This window comes from Caulobacter sp. ErkDOM-E, assembly GCF_048541895.1.
Taxonomy (GTDB): Bacteria; Pseudomonadota; Alphaproteobacteria; order Caulobacterales; family Caulobacteraceae; genus Caulobacter.
The window spans coordinates 2,597,630-2,613,114 of sequence record NZ_CP183331.1; the positions used below are offsets into that span (position 1 = coordinate 2,597,630).

Genomic DNA, 15,485 nt, shown 5'->3' on the forward strand with positions numbered 1-15,485 from the left:
CGACAATTGGCGCGCGCCGGAGACAGCGCAGCACTCGTTAACGTCTTTGTTAATGCGCGATTCACCGTATATCTAAGTCAGGTCTCCGATAGAGAGACCTTTGGGAAGGACACCGATCCATGCCTCGGCCCGTCAAGCTCACGATGGTCGTTGATCGCCGCAAGGATGCGGCGGGGATGATGCCGCCCCATTCTCACAGGCTTTACTTGCCCCGCCCGATGATGATCGGCGCGACACTGCTGTTCTGGGCGGCGGTTGTTGTGGGCCTCAAGCTGCTGGCGTCCTGATTTCAGGCGGCAAGGCTGCGTCAAGCGGTCGCGAGAATAGCCACTTCCCTCTTCGCGAAATTCGCGCTCATACTCCCCTTGTGTTGTTCAACATCTGAAAGGAGGTGACCAGTGTCTCATTGTCTCCAACCGAGGTCGCGCATCGTGACCTGGAGCCTGAAGATCGAGGTATCCGCCTAGAGGCGTTGAATCGCTCCAAGGTTTCAGTCACGCCGCGCACTGCGGCCACGACGATGGAGGGCCGTTCCGGGCAATCGGAACGGCCCTTTTTCATGCCTTGAAGGTCAACCGCCGACCAGTTCGCGACCGATCAGGAAGCGGCGGATTTCGTTGGTGCCGGCGCCGATGTCGTACAGCTTGGCGTCGCGCAGGAACCGCTCGACCGGCCACTCCCGGGTATAACCCGCGCCGCCCAGGGCCTGGATGGCCTCCAGGCAGGTCTGCACGGCGTTTTCCGAGGCCAGCAGGATCGCGCCGGCGGCGTCAAAGCGCGTGGTCTTGCCCGCGTCGCAAGCCTTGGCCACGGCATAGACATAGGCCCGGGCCGAGTTCAGGGCGACATACATGTCGGCCACCTTGCCCTGCATCAGCTGGAACGAACCGATCGCCTGGCCAAACTGCTTGCGCTCGCGGACATAGGGCAGAACCACGTCAAGACAGGCCTGCATCAGGCCCAGGGGCCCGGCGGCCAGCACCGCGCGCTCGTAGTCCAGGCCGCTCATCAGCACGCCCACGCCGCCGCCCACCGGGCCCATGACGTTCTCTTCGGGAACTTCGCAGTCCTCGAACACCAGCTCGGCGGTGTCGGAGCCGCGCATGCCCATCTTGTCGAGCTTCTTGCTGACGCTGAAGCCCTTCATGCCCTTCTCGATCAGGAAGGCGGTAATGCCGCGATCACTGGTCTTGGCATAGACCACCAGCGTGTCGGCATGCGGCGCGTTGGTGATCCAGAACTTCGTGCCGTTCAGCACATAGCGGTCGCCCTTCAGTTCGGCGCGGAGCTTCATCGAGACCACGTCAGAGCCTGAACCGGCCTCGCTCATGGCCAGAGAGCCGACATGCTCGCCGCTGATAAGTTTGGGCAGATAGCGGTTCTTCTGCTCGGTCGTGCCCCAGCGGCGGATCTGGTTCACACACAGATTGGAGTGGGCCCCATAGGACAGGCCTACCGAGGCCGAGGCCCGGGAGATCTCCTCCATGGCGATGACGTGCTCGAGATAGCCCAGGCCCAGGCCGCCGAACTCTTCCTCGACGGTGATGCCGTGTAGGCCAAGGTCGCCCATCGGGACCCACAGTTCCCGCGGGAACTCGTTGGTTTCATCGATCCGGGCCGCGATCGGCGCGATCTTGTCGGCCGCGAAGCGGGCGGTGGTGTCTCGGATCGCGTCGGCCGTTTCGCCCAGCGCGAAGTCCATCGAGGGTGCGGAATTTGTCATCATGCGCACTCGCATAGCACAAACGCCCGCGGATCAACGAGACCCACGGGCGTTCATGCTCACCAGCTTTTCAGCCGGGATCAGTCCTGGTCGGCCTCGTCGGGACCCGCCAGCTTGCGCAGCAGCAGATAGGCCGAAACCACGAAGCAGATCGCGCCGATCATGCTGGCGCCATAGCCGAACATCTTGATCTGCGAGAAGCCCGGGCCCGAGGCGACGGTGAGGATCCACAGAACCCCGCCGCCGAACATCGCCAGGCCCAGCACGCCCAGGCTGACCAGCAGGCTGAGATTGCCAAAACGTGGCGCTTCCGGCTCGGCGAACGGCACATCCAGCGCGCTGAGGGCCACGTCTTCGCTGGTCGAGAAGCCGTCCAGATTGAACACCGAGGGCGAGGTCCGCGTAGCGGTCTCAAACAGGGTGGGCTCGACGACAGGCGCCGGCGTCGGCGGCGTGAAATCAACGACCGGAGCGATCGGTTGCGGCGCGACCGGGGCGACGGGCTCCGGGGTCAGGCGGAACGGCGCGCTGACGGTCTCTTCGAAATCTTCGTAGAGAACGGCGGCCAGCGGCGCGGCGGCCGGAACCGGCGGTTCGGGCAGCACCAGATCGTCGCGAACGACGGCGGGGGCCACAGGCGCCGCGACCGGCGCAGGCTTATCGGCCAGGATCGCCTCAAGACGCGCGCCGACGGCGGCGGCGGCCTGTTCGCTGGCGGTCGGGCCTTCCTCGTCGGGAACGACGATCGCCAGAGGCGCGCCGTCCTCGCGCTCGACCACGGCGCGGTCGCCTTCAAAGCGGGCCATGACCGTGGCCGGCGTTTGCTTGGGCACAGCGCAGCTGGCGTCGTAGTCGACCTTGGGCCGCAGGATCGGGCTGGGCGCGGCGATCCACACACCATCGGCCGGAGTCAGGAACAGAGCCTTCTCGGCCGAGCGGCGACGGACCAGGGCGTCGATGACGATCCGCTCGCCCTCGAAGTCGGCCTTGCGCCACATCTCCATCGCGCAGGCGGCCTGCAGCAGCGAGCCCTCGTTGATCCGGCGAAGGACGCCGGAGCGGACGAAGTTGTCGAGCCCGATATTGAAGGCGAAGCAGACCAGCGCATCGAACTGGTTCTGGTTCAGCGGCGAATAGGTCTGTTCGTTGACCGCATGGGCCACCGAGATCAGATCGTAGAGGAGCAGGGCCTCGGCGTCTTTTTCCGAAACGGTCGCCCCACCGCGCGCGGTGAGGGTATGGCCGTAACCGATCGTCCAGCGCCCATCGGGGAGCTGAGCGGCTTTCATCCGGTAGCCTTCGAATCTCTTGATGAGATCGACGGCGGCGCGGGAGACCTGATGACGCGGTTTCATCGCGGAGAATGACCCAGTTTGAGACAGACGCAGTTGCGTTCGTCTCTCTCTCGGCAAGATAGGGGCCGGTTTGGGTGTTCCCGTGACGGGCGAACCAATTTTTTAGTGGAGCAGCAGGGCCGCGATCAGCAGGACCGCGAAAAATCCCGTGAAATCCGTGAGGAAAGTCACGAAGATTGACGATGACACCGCCGGATCCCGTCCCATCCTCTCCAGGGCCAGGGGCGCCAGGATGCCGCCGACGGCGGCCGTGAAGATGTTGGTCACCAAGGCCAGACCCACGATGATCGCCAGCTTGCCGTGCTGATCCTCCGGACCAAAGACCAGATAGGTGGCCCCGCCCATCACCAGGGCAAGACACAGGCCATTGACCAGCCCCACGGAAACCTCGCGCAGCACGATCCGGCGGGCGTTGGCTGTGGTCAGCTCCTTGCTGGCCAGGGCGCGCACGGCAACGGCCAGACTCTGGGTGCCCGCATTGCCGCCCAAGGACGAGACGATCGGCATCAGGATGGCCAGGGCCACCAGCTGGGCGATCTCTTCCTGGAACACCGCCACGCCGCTGACGGCGATGCTGGCGGTGACTAGGTTCAGCAGCAGCCACGGCAGGCGCGCGCGGACGATGTCGATCACGGTCGCGTCGCGACCGGCGTCCGACACGCCGGCCAGGGCGAGGATGTCCGCCTCGGCCTCTTCGCGGATGACCTCGACGATGTCGTCGACCGTGATCTGCCCCACCAGCCGGCCGCCCGGGTCGACGACAGGGGCGCTGATCAGGTGATACTTGTCGAAGATGTAGGCGACCTCTTCCTGGTCCATCTCGACCTGGATTTCGGTCACCGCCTCCATCAGGTCGGCCAGCCGCGTCTCGCGGCGGCTGCGCAGCAACAGGCTGATCGGAATGGCGCCGACGGGCTTGTAGGTCGGATCCACCACATAGACGTCGAAGAACAGCTCGGGCAGCGAGTCGCCGGCCTCGCGTACGTGGTCGATGGTGTGGCCGGCGGTCCAGAACTCGGGAGCCGCCAGGAACTCGCGCTGCATCAGGCGGCCGGCGGTCTCGTCCTCATAGGACAGGGTGGTCTCGATCGCTGCGCGATCGATCTCGCCCATGGCGGCCAGCACCTGGTAGCGCTTGGTGTCGTCCAGATCGTCGATGACGTCGGCGGCGTCGTCGGTGTCGAGTTCTTCCAGCGCACGGGCCAGGGCTACCGAGGGCGTGGCCTCAAGGATCTCCTCGCGAAGATTCTCGTCCATCTCCGAGATGATCTCGCCCAGCGCCTCGGGATCGAGGAGCGGAATGACCTCTTCGCGATAGGCCGAGGACAGAAAGCCCATCAGGTCGGCGACGTCGGCGGGCTCCAGGGCCCCGACCAGCTCGCGCAGGCGCTCGGTATTGCCGCTGTCGGCGGCGTCGATCACCATCTCGACATATTCGGGATTGAGCGCGTAGTCGTCGCCGAGGGCGAGGTCTTCAAGATCCTCGGGAAGGGCGACCTGGGGGAACGGAGCCTTGTCCAGCGCGTCGTCGGTCAGTTCGGCGATGTCCCGGGTCATGGGGGCCTCCTGAGCTCTGTGGGCGTGGCGTGCTGGCGTGTTCCGATAGGGGCGAGACCGGCTTCCCCAAGGAAAGCCAAGCCCAGAAACGATTAGAGCGCGCCCAGCGAGTCGGAAACCGATTTCGCCAAGCGCGCTCTAGTCAGTTTCACCTGGTGCGGTCGAGAAGACTCGAACTTCCACGCCCTTTCGGGCACAGCGACCTCAACGCTGCGCGTCTACCAATTCCGCCACGACCGCACGTGGTGAGGGGCGGCTGGTAGCAAACTGAATCTGGTTTGGAAAGGGCAGAGTTGCGACTCTCTTGTCTGTGCGAAGGCGCGACCCAGCTCAGTTGGCTTTCGCACGCCGCAAGCGAAGCAGCTCCGGCGGCGCATCGCCGACTTTCAACATCACGCCGCGCCTCACAAAGCGCCCCGAGACGGGGATTGCGTCTGCCCCTGCGGCGCCCGCTTGGTCGATCCAACGAGACAGATAGGTGAACTGAATCTGGTCACCCAGGATCCTGGCCGGGAAAACCTCAGCCCCATTGCACCAGCCCTCGCAGAGCTCGAACTCAACTGTCGGATTGGGGCCGTCTCGCACATCAAGGCGAGCACCGACGTAATCGTCCGCCTCATCTATGTATCGGAGATTGTCATAGAATCCGGAACGATTGCCTTTGCCCGACCACGCAGTGGCCGGAAGGACAGTCAGAAGAATGACGATGCCAAGCACTCGGATCATGGCCTAGCTAGCCACAACCCTAGTGCGAATGGCTAGGCCTAAACGCCGCCGGCCATGTAGTCATAGACATCAGCAGCGCGCGTCACCTGAATGGCGATGCGATCGTCGCTGATCTGGATCTCGCCGCGGGCGATGGGGTGGTTGTTGGCCAGGATCCAGACCTCGTCATTGGTCTTGGCGTCCAGCGGGATCACCGCGCCGCGGCCCATGCGCAGCAGCTGCTGCATGGGTAGGATCGAGCGCCCCAAAAGAACGGAGATCTCGACATTGACGGCGTTGACCTGGCTCACGAACTAAGGCCCCTAAAATCGACTCTCGACCATTCTTGGTCGCGGCATCGAGATTGCAAGAATAGGGCCGTATGCTTGATCGCCCGTTAAGCCTTGAAAATAAAGGAAACCCGCTTCTGGGGCGCAGCGACGGCGCGCCCGTGGGCTGGGCGGTTTCGACCGATTATGTCCCCTACCCGGCAGCCGTTGCCGCCATGGAGGCGCGCGCCGCCGCCATCGCCGAGGGAACGGCAGGCGAACTGGTCTGGCTGCTGGAGCATCCGCCGCTCTACACCGCCGGCATATCGGCCAAGGGCGCGGACCTGATCGAGCCCGACCGCTTCCCGGTGTTCGAGAGCGGGCGCGGCGGCCAGTACACCTATCACGGCCCCGGCCAGCGTGTGGCCTATGTGATGCTGGACATGACCAGGCGCGGCCGCGACGTGCGCGCCTTTGTCGAGGCGCTGGAGGCCTGGATCATCGACGCCCTGGCCGCCTTCAATGTGGTCGGCGAGATGCGCGAGGGCCGGGTCGGCGTCTGGGTCGAACGCAAGGGCGCGGGCTGGTCGCGCGAAGACAAGATCGCCGCCATCGGGGTCAAGCTGCGCAAGTGGGTCAGCTTTCATGGCATCAGCCTGAACGTGGAGCCAGACCTTGGCCACTTCTCGGGCATCGTGCCCTGCGGCCAGACCGAGCACGGGGTCACCAGCCTGGTCGATCTGGGCCTGCCGGTGACCATGGACGAGGCCGACGCAGCCCTGAAGGCCAGCTTCCAGCGGGTGTTTGGGCCGGTGGAGGACGCGGCAGCGCCGGTTTAGATCGAGACCGTGCTCTTCAGCGGGCTGGGTCCGTAGCGGTTGGCCCCCTGCTCGCTGCCCATGACGCCCAGTTCGACGATCGCCCACAGGATGGCGATCGAGAACACGAAGTCGAGGAAGTGCTCGGGCTGCGGCCACACGGCCACAACGGCCACCAGGATCAGGGCGGCGAACCAGCCCGACCGGCCGCGGTCATGCAAGCGCTTGGACAGGATGCAGGCGCCCGAGAACAGCAGGGCCGGATAGACCAGCCAGCCGGTCAGCCAGTGCAGGGTGTAGCCCGCTATGGCCTCATAGATCACCGTGAAGCCGATCAGCACGGCGGCGGCGATCAGAAACGGGGTGCGCGACAGCCGCCCGTTGGACGACAGAAACAGTTCCGCCCATTCAGTCTGACCGTTCATGTGCCCTGGCTCCGAGTCGGCACGAGCGCCGCGTGGGCCAATCTAGGCGTTCAGCGACGAAGCCGGAAGGGCGACTAAGCGGCTCCCGTCGCCGGCAAGGGGGCGAGAGCAACCTGAGCCTTTGGCGAAGGCCCGAAGCGATTGTCGCCCGAGGCTCCCTCCAGAAAGCCAAACTCGAAAAAGAACCATAAAGCCACCAAGCCGCCGGTGATTTTGCTCGGCAACAGGATCATCTGCGGCAGATCGACCAAGGCGCCAACATAGCCGACCAGTTCGGGGACGAGCAGCAGAAGCGCCCACCAGGCTGAGCGGTCTCGATCATGCATTCGCTTGGCAAGCAGGGCGTAGGTCGGCCACAGGGTCGCCAGCGGGATGAGCTGCCGTTCCTGATCGCTCATCTGGATGCCAAAGCTCCTCGTGATGATCACGACAAGAACTGCAGCCGTCAGCGTGCAGCTGATCCAGAGGACCCAAAAATCACGTCGACGCAGCCGGCCGGAGAAGCCGAACAGTTTCTGAGTGAGCGTCACGAGCCACCGCCTTCTGTCGCGCAGCCCGATAAATACACCCCTTACGCGAACTCGACAAGCACCTCATCCGCCGCGACAGGATCGCCGCCCTTGGCGTTGACGGCCTTGACCACGCCGTCGCGCTCGGCGCGGATGATGTTCTGCATCTTCATGGCCTCGAGCACACAGACCACCTCGCCCTCGCGGACCTGCTGGCCGGCGGTGACGTCCATCGAGACCACCAGGCCCGGCATCGGCGACAGCACCAGCTTGGACGTGTCGGCCGCCTGTTTCTCGGGCAGCATGTCGTGCAGCTGGGCCGAGCGCGGGGTCAGGACCAGAACCCGGGCCTTGGCGGCGCGGTGGCGGATGGTGAAGCCTTCGGCCGCCGGGGCGACCTGAACGGTGAAGGCTGACCCGCCCAGCACGCCGCGGAACACCGGCTTGCCCGGACGCCAGACGACGTCGCTCAGGATCAGAGAGCGGCCCTCGTCGAGCAGCTCGACGGTCAGGTCCTCGTCGCCCGACAGCTTCACGCGACGCTTGGCGTGGCCGACGGCCACCATCCACTCGTCCCGCACGGCGCCATTGAGGCCGGCGACATTGGTGCGCGCCCGGGCGGCATAGACCCGCTGCATGGCCGCGCCGACGGCGGTGAGGATGTCGATCTGGACCGGCGTCGGCTCGGTGCCGGCAAAGCCGTCGGGGAACTCGTCCTTGATGTAGTTGGTCGACAACTGGCCGGAGCGAAACCGCTCCTGGTCCATCACCGCATTGAGGAACGGGATGTTCTGGCCCAGGCCCTCGATGTGGAAGTCCTCCAGCGCCCGGCCCATGCCGTCGACGGCGGCGATCCGCGTCGGGGCCCACGTGCACAGCTTGGAGATCATCGGGTCATAGAACATCGAGATCTCGTCGCCCTCGCGGACGCCGGCGTCGTTACGGACGACATAACCTTCATGCTGGCCCTCTTCCGGCGGGTCATAGCGGACCAGGCGACCGATGCTGGGCAGGAACTTGCGGTAGGGATCCTCGGCATAGATGCGGCTCTCGATCGCCCAGCCGTTGATCTTCAGATCCTTCTGTTCGAAGGCCAGTTTCTCGCCCCAAGCCGAGCGGATCATCTGCTCGACCAGGTCCAGGCCGGTGATCAGCTCGGTGACCGGGTGCTCGACCTGCAGGCGGGTGTTCATTTCCAGGAAGAAGAAGCTCTTGTCCTGGCCGGCCACGAACTCGACCGTGCCGGCGCTGTCGTAGTTGACGGCCTTGGACAGGGCCACGGCCTGGGCGCCCATGGCGTTGCGGGTGGCTTCGTCCAGCAGCGGGCTGGGAGCCTCCTCGATGACCTTCTGATTGCGGCGCTGGATCGAGCATTCGCGCTCGAACAGGTGGACGACATTGCCGTGCTTGTCGCCCAACACCTGGATCTCGATGTGGCGCGGGCTGACGATGAACTTCTCGATGAAGATGCGGTCGTCGCCAAAGCTGGCCTTGGCTTCGGCGCGGACAGCCGGGAAGCCTTCCTCGACGTCCTGGCGGGTCCAGGCCACGCGGATGCCCTTACCGCCGCCGCCGGCCGACGCCTTGATCATCACCGGATAGCCGATCTCCTCGGAGATCTTGATGGCATGGGCAGTGTCGTCGATCTCGCCGATATGGCCGGGCACGCAGGAGACGCCCGCCGCCTGGGCGAACTTCTTACTCTCGATCTTGTCGCCCATGGCGCGGATGGCGCCGGGATTGGGCCCGATGAACACGACGCCTTCGTCGGCGCAGCGCTGGGCGAAGCCGGCGTTCTCCGACAGGAAGCCAAAGCCGGGATGCACGGCCTGGGCGCCCGTCTGCTTGCAGGCGTCGATGATCTTGTCTGCGATCAGGTAGGACTGATTGGCCGGCGACGGGCCGATATGCACCGCCTCATCGGCCATCTCGACCGCCATGCTGCCGGCGTCGGCGTCGGAATAGACCACCACCGTCGCGATCCCCAGCCGACGGCACGTCTTGATGACGCGAACGGCGATTTCGCCTCGATTGGCGATCAGGATCTTGCTGAACATGGTGTGGCCCCCGGCAAGCTTATTGTCTTGTTGGACACCGGTTATCAGGCCCTCGCCTGTTTGCAACCTTGCCCCTACGGCGCTAAAGCGGAGTCAGGGCATGACACCGGTTTCCAGAAACAGTGCTCGCAGAATTTGCTCCGGGGAGAAACGGCCAAAATGAAGCCCACCGCACACCTCGCCGCGCTGGCCCTGGCCCTGGCCCTCGCCGCGCCCGTTATGGCCCAGACCGCCGCGCCGCCTGCCGCCGCGCCGGTCTATCCGCCCTATGGCCGGTCGGTGAGCCTGGCCGAGGCCAAGGTCGCGGTCGCCGCCGCCCAGGCCGAGGCCGTCAGGAACGGCTGGTTCATGGTCATCACCGTGGTCGAACCCAACGGCGCCCTGGTGCTCAGCGAAAAGATGGACGGCGCCCAGTACGGCTCCAACGACGTGGCGCGCCGCAAGGCCGAGACCTCGGCCAACTTCCGTCGCCCGACGCTGTTTTTCCAGGACGCGGTCAAGGGCGGGACGCTGAACGCCATCTTCACCGGGGCCCTGGCCATCGAAGGCGGCGAACTGCTGATCATCGACAACCGGATCGTCGGGGCCATTGGCGCTTCGGGCGGCTCGGGCGCGCAGGACGGCGTCGTAGCGCGCGCCGGCGCGGCCGCCCTGGCCAAGTAGGCGACTTCGGGCGGGCGGGATCGGCGACGGCCCCGCCCGCCCAAGGGTCGTCAGTCTGGGGCGAACTCTCTAGCGAACATCGCCTCATAGCCAGCGATCAGCGCTTCGGACTCCGGCGCGATCAGCCGAGCGACACCGGCCGCGAAACTGACCGGCGCGGTACCGGCGGCGCTGACAATCCTGCCTAACGTCACCGCCCTCGCCTGATCGACGTAACGGGCGCCGCCGCCATAGCCCGGCGCCTGCGCCTCCAGCCAGTCCTTGCCGTTGGAGGTATGCTCGCGCCCGTCGAACAACCTCGCCCGGGCCGCGGCGACCGTGCCCGCACAGATCGCGCCGACGATCTTGCCGTCGGCGATCGCCTGTCGCAGCAGGCCGAACACGGCCTCGTCTTGGAAGCTCGTCCAGGCGTCCGAACCGATCAGCAGAAAGATGTCCGCGTCAGACAGAACCGGATCATCGAACCTGTAGTCTGCTGCGGCCAGCAGCCCGCCTATCGAGGTCTGGGGCTCGCCATCCGGCGTAGCGATTTCGATCTGGACGCCCAGATGCTCACGCAGAAGCGCCAGGACAGGCCCGGCCTCCCAATCGGCCCAGCCCGGTTGCAGAAATGCGACGGCGACAGTCATCGGCCCTCCCCTAACGCAGCTTCACGGCGGTGCCGGCGGCGGTGACCATCAGCATGCCGCCGTCAGGGCCCAGCGACTCGTAGTCGAGATCCACGCCCACGACGGCGTCGGCGCCCAGGCGGCGGGCCTCTTCGCTCATTTCCTGCAGGGCGATGTCGCGGGCTTCACGCAGGGCCTTCTCATAGCCGCCGGCCCGGCCGCCGATGATATTGGTGATGCCGGCGAAGATATCGCGGAAGATATGCGCGCCGATGATCGCCTCGCCCGACACCACACCCAGGGTGGCGACGGTCTCGCGCTCGGCGATCGAAGGGGTCGTGCAGGTCAGCATTGGCTCATTCCGTCCTGTTGGCGGCCCAAATGGCGGGCTTGTCTCTACCGGATTCGTTCCGGGCATCTTACATTGGGTGTCATGACAGACGCCGCCACCCGATCGACCGCCGGTTTTGACCTCACTGCGCCCAACGAGGCCGAACGCCATCACCTGGAGGCCGCGCTCACCACCGAGGAGGCCCGGGTTCTGCTGCAGCATGGCACCGAGGCCCCGTTCTGCGGCGGCCTGCTGGGCGAAAAGAGCCCGGGCGTCTATGGCTGCCGCCTCTGCGGCCTGCCCCTTTTCCGGCACCAGACCAAGTTCGAAAGCGGCACCGGCTGGCCCAGCTTCTACGCGCCTTTCGCCGAGGACCATGTTCGAGCGATCACCGACTCTTCGTATGGCATGACGCGCATCGAGACGCGCTGCGCCCGGTGCGACAGCCACCAGGGTCACGTTTTCCCGGACGGTCCGCAGCCGACGCGGCTGCGCTACTGCATCAATTCGGTGTCGCTGCAGTTCGTGAAAGCTGGCGATCCCCTGCCCGATCCCCTGCATCGCGGCGATCGGATCGTCGACTGAGGCGATCGGCTACAGCTTCTCTATATTCCTACTAAATTGATCTGATTTGAACGGCGGCCGCGAAAGCGGTTGGGCGCCTCACGACACCCTCCGGCCACGGCCGGAGGATCAGGGGCCGCGCCGTGCTGGCCGACTGATCCGGGAGGTAGAGGCCGCCCGCGCGCCCGGAGGCGGCGAGCGGCCCCGGTTCTAGAAGTCCGCCGACAGGGTGAACTGGATCGTGCGATGCGAGCCCGGACGGAAGGTCGCCAGGGTGTTCACGGTCGTGCCGATCGTGCCCAGATAGTCGGTGTCGAAGATGTTATCGACATTGACCCGCGCCTTGACCTGCTCGAACGGGCCAAAGCCGAAGCCGTCGCCCATGTCGAGATAGGCGTTCCAGATCATGTAGCCGGGCGCGTGCTCGCTGTTGATGAAGTTGGTGAAGCGGTCGTCGATCAGACGTCCTGACAGGTTGAACACCAGGCCGTCGGTCGGCTCGAGCGTGACCCCGCCCTGGAAGATCCATTCGGGGAAGTCCGGCACCTTCTTGCCGGCGATCTTCAGCGCGGCCGGCGTCGGCGTCAGGACGAAGTTGGCGATATCATCCTGAAATTCCGAGATATTGTACGAAATGTTGGTGTTGAAATAGACCTTGCCGTCGAAGAGATCCGGCTTCCACTGGCCGCTGAACTCGGCCCCCGACGCTTCAACCGCGCCGACATTCTGGAAGAAGCTCTCGGTGGTGGTGCTGCCAGGCACCGGCGCGGAGAACGACTGCAGGCGGTTCTTGAACTCGGTCTTGTAGATCACGAACGAGGCATTGAAGGTCGCCCGGTTTGCGCGATAGCCCAGCTCCCAGTTGGTCGAGGTTTCGGCCTCGGGCGCCGGGACCAGCGGGCTGGCGGCCGACAGCACGTCATCAGCGCCGCGCGGCAGGGCCATGTTCTCCGAGTATGATGCGAAGACCTGGTCGCGCGCGCCCACCGAATAGACCATGCCGATCTGTGGCAGGAAGCTGTCGGACCAGTTGGCCTTGATGCTGGGCTGACGGCGATTGATGTAGTCGGCCGGGTTGCGATAGCCGCTGATCTCGTAGTCGACGTCCAGCGTCTTGAACCCGAATTCCAGCTTCAGGTCGTCGTCCAGCAGGCTGAGTGTGTCCTTCAGGAAGAACTGCGTCGTCTGGCGGGTCGAGGTGTAGTTGCGCTGCAGGTGGACCGGCTCGTTGAGCAGCGGCGCGCCATCGGGATTGCCGCCCTGGACGTTATAGCGGGCCTGGGTGCGGTGGTAGTCGTCGTCTTCAAGCCAGACGCCGGCTTCGACCGTGTTGATCCCGATGCGCCATTCGCCCTTGGCCGTGACGCCCTGGCGGGTGCCGTCGACGCCAGACAGGCCATACTGGATGCCCTTGGGCGCGGTCAGGCCGGCGACGATCAGGCGTTCTGCATTGTGGCTGGTCAGCGATGTCGCATAGGCCTCCGGCGAGACGCCATAGCCGCTCTTGTCCTCGTAATAGGCCGTGGCGGTCAGATCGATCGCCTCGCCCAGCGCGGTCTTCAGGGTCAGGCCGTAGAGGTGGTCCTTCCGCTTGTTGATCGCGAACTTGTAGTACTGGTTATAGGCGGTGTTGGAGTAGGCGACGCCCGCCGTCGTCATCGGCAGCGAGGTCGCTGTCGCAGGCGAGCCGACGGCGCCCGATACCGGCACATAGCCCAGATAGGCGAAGTCGCGCCCTTTTCGGCCGAAGATGTCGTTGGCGTTCCCGAAATACTGCGCCTTGGTGATCGACGGCGAGTCGTAGTCGAAATAGTCGTTGTGCACCGTCTGGAAGGTCAGGCTGGTGGCCTCGCCCATGTCCCAGCGCAGCTTGGCTTCATAGTGGGTGCGATCGATGGTGCCCGGACCGCGCCACAGGTCGCCCTCGATCCACGAGCCGCTGACATAGCCCGAGAACGGGCCGACCTTGCCGCTCTCCAGCCGCAGGAAGGTGCGCTTGAGGGCGTCGCTGCCGCGCGTGTAGCTGGCCGAGCCGCCGGCCACTTCGCTGGGGGCCTGAGTGAAATAGTCGACGATCGGACCCAGCGACGCATAGCTGGGCAGGGCCACGTCGCCGGCCCCGGCCGAGGCGGTGACCCGCAGCAGGTTCTCGTTGTCGACATAGCGATAGATCGGGCTGCCGCCGAACTGGTCGCTGCGGCCCATGGGGATGTCGTCGAGCAGGAAGCCGATCTGCTGGAAGTTGAAGGCCCGCACGGAGACCGAATTGCCGAACTCGTACATGCCCAGGGCGTCATTGGCCTGGACGTTGAAGCCCGGCAGGGACTCCAGCATCTTCAGGCCGGTAACGCCGGCCGGCGCCGAGAGCAGCGCCTCGCGCGTAATGGAAACCGTTGCGGTTGCCTGATCGGTGCCGATGGCGACGCTGGCTTCCGACACCCGCTTGCCGGTGACGACCACCAGATCGACCTCCGTCGACGGCGCGGCCTCCTGGGCCAGCACCGGCGTGGCGACGGCAAGGATCGAGGCCGCAAGAAGCGCCGGTTTGAGGCTTCGCGACCGGTTTTTTGGTTTGATGCTCATGACTATCCCCTCTTTGACCTCATCGCGCGGGGAGGCCCGACGAGATCCTGTTTGGTCCTAGGACTGACGAAGATGAGACGCCGATTTCAGGCGTTGACCGCTCGCGAATGCCGCAACGCGCGCGAATCCCGGCGCACTGCACGGTGCGACACCGATCCGTCGCCTTGATCGCCCCAATATTAGGCGACCCAGCACAGGTGGCGGCGGAAGCGGCGGGTGAGGCCACAGCCTGGGCCAGCGAATATCCGATGATGGACGCGGCAGCGCACCAGAGCTGGGACCTCAGGCTCGCAGGCTTAGGGGCTGAAGGCTGATCTCGTCGATCTCCTGACGCCTATCGGCGCGCGCCGCGACCTGGCCAATGACGATCAGGACAGGGCCAGAGGGGCGATCATCGAGACGGCGTCGCCGGAACCTCCAGCGCCCAAGGTCGAGGCCAGCGCCAGCGCCAGCGCCAGCGCCAGCGCCAGCGGAGCCAGCCTATGCGCGCCTTCCAAAGCGCCCACCGTCACCTTGTCGCGAAGGGTCACCCACAAGACCTTCGGCCACCAGAGCGGCCCTCGCCGGATCAGGGTCAATAACAAGCACACGCATCAGTCTGGCTGTAAGACCGATCAACGCCCTTCAGGAGCCATATGCGCATCATGGGCTGATGCGCAGACGGTCAAATCCTGAGCAGCGCTGTCGCCCGACTTTTCAGATTGTCTGGTGCGGGCGGTCGGGGGTTGCGCCAATGGACTAAGCCGCTCGCGCGGCATGGGTGTTCGGCGCCGTGGATGAGCCTGAGGTGGCGGCGCCTTGCCCGTCCTGTCTGAAGATCAAGGGTCAACCCTGCAGACAGGAGATCCCCGATGAGCTCTGCCCCCATGACCCCGCTGCGTCAGCGGATGATCGAAGACATGTCCATCCGCCAAGTCGGCGAGCGGCTGGCCAGGGTGCGCAAGGAGGACCGGCTTCCCGAGGTGCTCAGCCCTGAAGAGGTGGCGCTGCTGCTGCACTGCGCGCCCAGCCTCAAGCACAAGGCCGCCCTCAGCGTCGCCTTTGGTTGCGGCCTGCGGGTCTCGGAGATCACCCACCTGCTGGAACGCAAGACCGACGTGCGGGTGATCCAGGCGCCGCTGGGCCACAAGAAGCTGGACACCACAGCCCGCTACACCCGCGTGGCGATCAAGACCCTGTCGCCGGCCGAGTTCATCCGGCGGTTCCTGATCCATGTCCTGCCGTCCGGCTCGCACCGCATCCGCCACTACGGCCTGCTGGCCAAGGGTCCCAACGCCGTGCCCTTGGAGACCCTGCGCGCCCTGATCCTGGAGCGCAC

Annotated in this window: 16 protein-coding genes, 1 tRNA gene and 2 pseudogenes; 6 read left to right on the forward strand and 13 right to left on the reverse strand. The window is 65.4% G+C overall.

Features of this window, described 5'->3' with window-relative positions; genetic code table 11:
* Positions 1-119: 119 nt before the first annotated feature.
* Both ACN2C7_RS12720 and ACN2C7_RS12725 read left to right on the forward strand, forming a co-directional pair.
* The gene (locus tag ACN2C7_RS12720) at positions 120-287 is read left to right on the forward strand and encodes a hypothetical protein (protein ID WP_419317339.1); all 168 of its coding nucleotides are present in this window, start codon (positions 120-122) and stop codon (positions 285-287) included.
* A gap of 94 nt (positions 288-381) precedes the next feature.
* Positions 382-467: pseudogene (locus ACN2C7_RS12725) on the forward strand (hypothetical protein).
* Between the two features lie 104 nt (positions 468-571).
* On the opposite strand, the gene ACN2C7_RS12730 reads toward ACN2C7_RS12725, so the two are convergent.
* The 6 genes from ACN2C7_RS12730 to ACN2C7_RS12755 form a co-directional block, all read right to left on the reverse strand.
* Positions 572-1,726 carry an isovaleryl-CoA dehydrogenase gene (locus ACN2C7_RS12730; RefSeq protein ID WP_419317340.1) on the reverse strand — a complete coding sequence of 385 codons (1,155 nt, stop codon included), beginning with the start codon at positions 1,724-1,726 and terminating at the stop codon, positions 572-574.
* A 77-nt stretch (positions 1,727-1,803) separates the two neighbouring features.
* Positions 1,804-3,078, reverse strand: coding sequence for a lysozyme-family localization factor SpmX (spmX, locus tag ACN2C7_RS12735; RefSeq protein WP_419317341.1), 1,275 nt, complete (start codon positions 3,076-3,078; stop codon positions 1,804-1,806).
* 102 nt (positions 3,079-3,180) lie between these two features.
* The gene (gene mgtE, locus ACN2C7_RS12740; protein WP_419317342.1) at positions 3,181-4,635 is read right to left on the reverse strand and encodes a magnesium transporter; all 1,455 of its coding nucleotides are present in this window, start codon (positions 4,633-4,635) and stop codon (positions 3,181-3,183) included.
* Positions 4,636-4,788: 153 nt separating this feature from the next.
* A tRNA-Leu gene (locus ACN2C7_RS12745) sits at positions 4,789-4,875 on the reverse strand.
* Between the two features lie 90 nt (positions 4,876-4,965).
* A complete protein-coding gene (locus tag ACN2C7_RS12750) occupies positions 4,966-5,361 on the reverse strand; it encodes a hypothetical protein (protein WP_419317343.1) in 396 nt (131 codons plus the stop codon).
* A 38-nt stretch (positions 5,362-5,399) separates the two neighbouring features.
* Positions 5,400-5,651, reverse strand: coding sequence for a FliM/FliN family flagellar motor switch protein (locus ACN2C7_RS12755; RefSeq protein WP_007670373.1), 252 nt, complete (start codon positions 5,649-5,651; stop codon positions 5,400-5,402).
* 71 nt (positions 5,652-5,722) lie between these two features.
* Here ACN2C7_RS12755 and lipB point away from each other — a divergent pair, with 71 nt between their 5' ends.
* Complete coding sequence (gene lipB, locus ACN2C7_RS12760) at positions 5,723-6,448, forward strand: lipoyl(octanoyl) transferase LipB (RefSeq protein ID WP_419317344.1); 726 nt, start codon at positions 5,723-5,725, stop codon at positions 6,446-6,448.
* Here the strand turns inward: lipB and ACN2C7_RS12765 are convergent.
* From ACN2C7_RS12765 to ACN2C7_RS12775, 3 genes are all read right to left on the reverse strand, one after another.
* Positions 6,445-6,852, reverse strand: coding sequence for a DUF805 domain-containing protein (locus tag ACN2C7_RS12765; protein ID WP_419317345.1), 408 nt, complete (start codon positions 6,850-6,852; stop codon positions 6,445-6,447). The two genes, lipB and ACN2C7_RS12765, sit on opposite strands and share 4 nt — an antisense overlap.
* A gap of 74 nt (positions 6,853-6,926) precedes the next feature.
* Positions 6,927-7,382, reverse strand: a complete 456-nt coding sequence (locus ACN2C7_RS12770; protein ID WP_419317346.1) for a DUF805 domain-containing protein — start codon at positions 7,380-7,382, stop codon at positions 6,927-6,929.
* Between the two features lie 41 nt (positions 7,383-7,423).
* Complete coding sequence (locus tag ACN2C7_RS12775; protein ID WP_419317347.1) at positions 7,424-9,418, reverse strand: acetyl-CoA carboxylase biotin carboxylase subunit; 1,995 nt, start codon at positions 9,416-9,418, stop codon at positions 7,424-7,426.
* 159 nt (positions 9,419-9,577) lie between these two features.
* On the opposite strand from ACN2C7_RS12775, the gene ACN2C7_RS12780 reads away from it, so the two are divergent.
* On the forward strand, positions 9,578-10,081 hold the full coding sequence (locus tag ACN2C7_RS12780) for a GlcG/HbpS family heme-binding protein (RefSeq protein ID WP_419317348.1): 504 nt from the start codon (positions 9,578-9,580) through the stop codon (positions 10,079-10,081).
* Between the two features lie 50 nt (positions 10,082-10,131).
* Here the strand turns inward: ACN2C7_RS12780 and ACN2C7_RS12785 are convergent, their stop codons facing one another.
* Both ACN2C7_RS12785 and ACN2C7_RS12790 read right to left on the reverse strand, forming a co-directional pair.
* Entirely contained in the window at positions 10,132-10,710 is a 579-nt protein-coding gene (locus ACN2C7_RS12785; RefSeq protein WP_419317349.1) for a DJ-1/PfpI family protein, read from the reverse strand.
* A gap of 10 nt (positions 10,711-10,720) precedes the next feature.
* Complete coding sequence (locus ACN2C7_RS12790; RefSeq protein WP_419317350.1) at positions 10,721-11,041, reverse strand: YbjQ family protein; 321 nt, start codon at positions 11,039-11,041, stop codon at positions 10,721-10,723.
* A gap of 81 nt (positions 11,042-11,122) precedes the next feature.
* Between ACN2C7_RS12790 and msrB the strand changes: the two genes are divergently transcribed.
* Entirely contained in the window at positions 11,123-11,605 is a 483-nt protein-coding gene (msrB, locus tag ACN2C7_RS12795; RefSeq protein WP_419317351.1) for a peptide-methionine (R)-S-oxide reductase MsrB, read from the forward strand.
* A 189-nt stretch (positions 11,606-11,794) separates the two neighbouring features.
* Here msrB and ACN2C7_RS12800 read toward each other — a convergent pair whose 3' ends face one another.
* Positions 11,795-14,167: a TonB-dependent receptor gene (locus tag ACN2C7_RS12800; RefSeq protein ID WP_419317352.1), complete on the reverse strand. Its 2,373-nt coding sequence runs from the start codon at positions 14,165-14,167 to the stop codon at positions 11,795-11,797.
* A 368-nt stretch (positions 14,168-14,535) separates the two neighbouring features.
* Complete coding sequence (locus tag ACN2C7_RS12805) at positions 14,536-14,697, reverse strand: hypothetical protein (protein ID WP_419317353.1); 162 nt, start codon at positions 14,695-14,697, stop codon at positions 14,536-14,538.
* Positions 14,698-15,339: 642 nt separating this feature from the next.
* Here ACN2C7_RS12805 and ACN2C7_RS12810 point away from each other — a divergent pair.
* Positions 15,340-15,430, forward strand: a pseudogene (locus ACN2C7_RS12810) (transposase); the annotation flags it as partial.
* Positions 15,431-15,485: the final 55 nt, after the last annotated feature.

Bases quoted from the DNA above. Each gene is read 5' to 3' on its own strand.
- lipB (WP_419317344.1), top strand. From the start codon at position 5,723: ATGCTTGATCGCCCGTTAAGCCTTGAAAATAAAGGAAACCCGCTTCTG.
- ACN2C7_RS12765 (WP_419317345.1), bottom strand. From the start codon at position 6,852: ATGAACGGTCAGACTGAATGGGCGGAACTGTTTCTGTCGTCCAACGGG.
- ACN2C7_RS12775 (WP_419317347.1), bottom strand. From the start codon at position 9,418: ATGTTCAGCAAGATCCTGATCGCCAATCGAGGCGAAATCGCCGTTCGC.
- ACN2C7_RS12750 (WP_419317343.1), bottom strand. From the start codon at position 5,361: ATGATCCGAGTGCTTGGCATCGTCATTCTTCTGACTGTCCTTCCGGCC.
- ACN2C7_RS12730 (WP_419317340.1), bottom strand. From the start codon at position 1,726: ATGATGACAAATTCCGCACCCTCGATGGACTTCGCGCTGGGCGAAACG.
- ACN2C7_RS12790 (WP_419317350.1), bottom strand. From the start codon at position 11,041: ATGCTGACCTGCACGACCCCTTCGATCGCCGAGCGCGAGACCGTCGCC.
- mgtE (WP_419317342.1), bottom strand. From the start codon at position 4,635: ATGACCCGGGACATCGCCGAACTGACCGACGACGCGCTGGACAAGGCT.
- ACN2C7_RS12720 (WP_419317339.1), top strand. From the start codon at position 120: ATGCCTCGGCCCGTCAAGCTCACGATGGTCGTTGATCGCCGCAAGGAT.
- ACN2C7_RS12780 (WP_419317348.1), top strand. From the start codon at position 9,578: ATGAAGCCCACCGCACACCTCGCCGCGCTGGCCCTGGCCCTGGCCCTC.
- spmX (WP_419317341.1), bottom strand. From the start codon at position 3,078: ATGAAACCGCGTCATCAGGTCTCCCGCGCCGCCGTCGATCTCATCAAG.
- ACN2C7_RS12800 (WP_419317352.1), bottom strand. From the start codon at position 14,167: ATGAGCATCAAACCAAAAAACCGGTCGCGAAGCCTCAAACCGGCGCTT.
- msrB (WP_419317351.1), top strand. From the start codon at position 11,123: ATGACAGACGCCGCCACCCGATCGACCGCCGGTTTTGACCTCACTGCG.
- ACN2C7_RS12785 (WP_419317349.1), bottom strand. From the start codon at position 10,710: ATGACTGTCGCCGTCGCATTTCTGCAACCGGGCTGGGCCGATTGGGAG.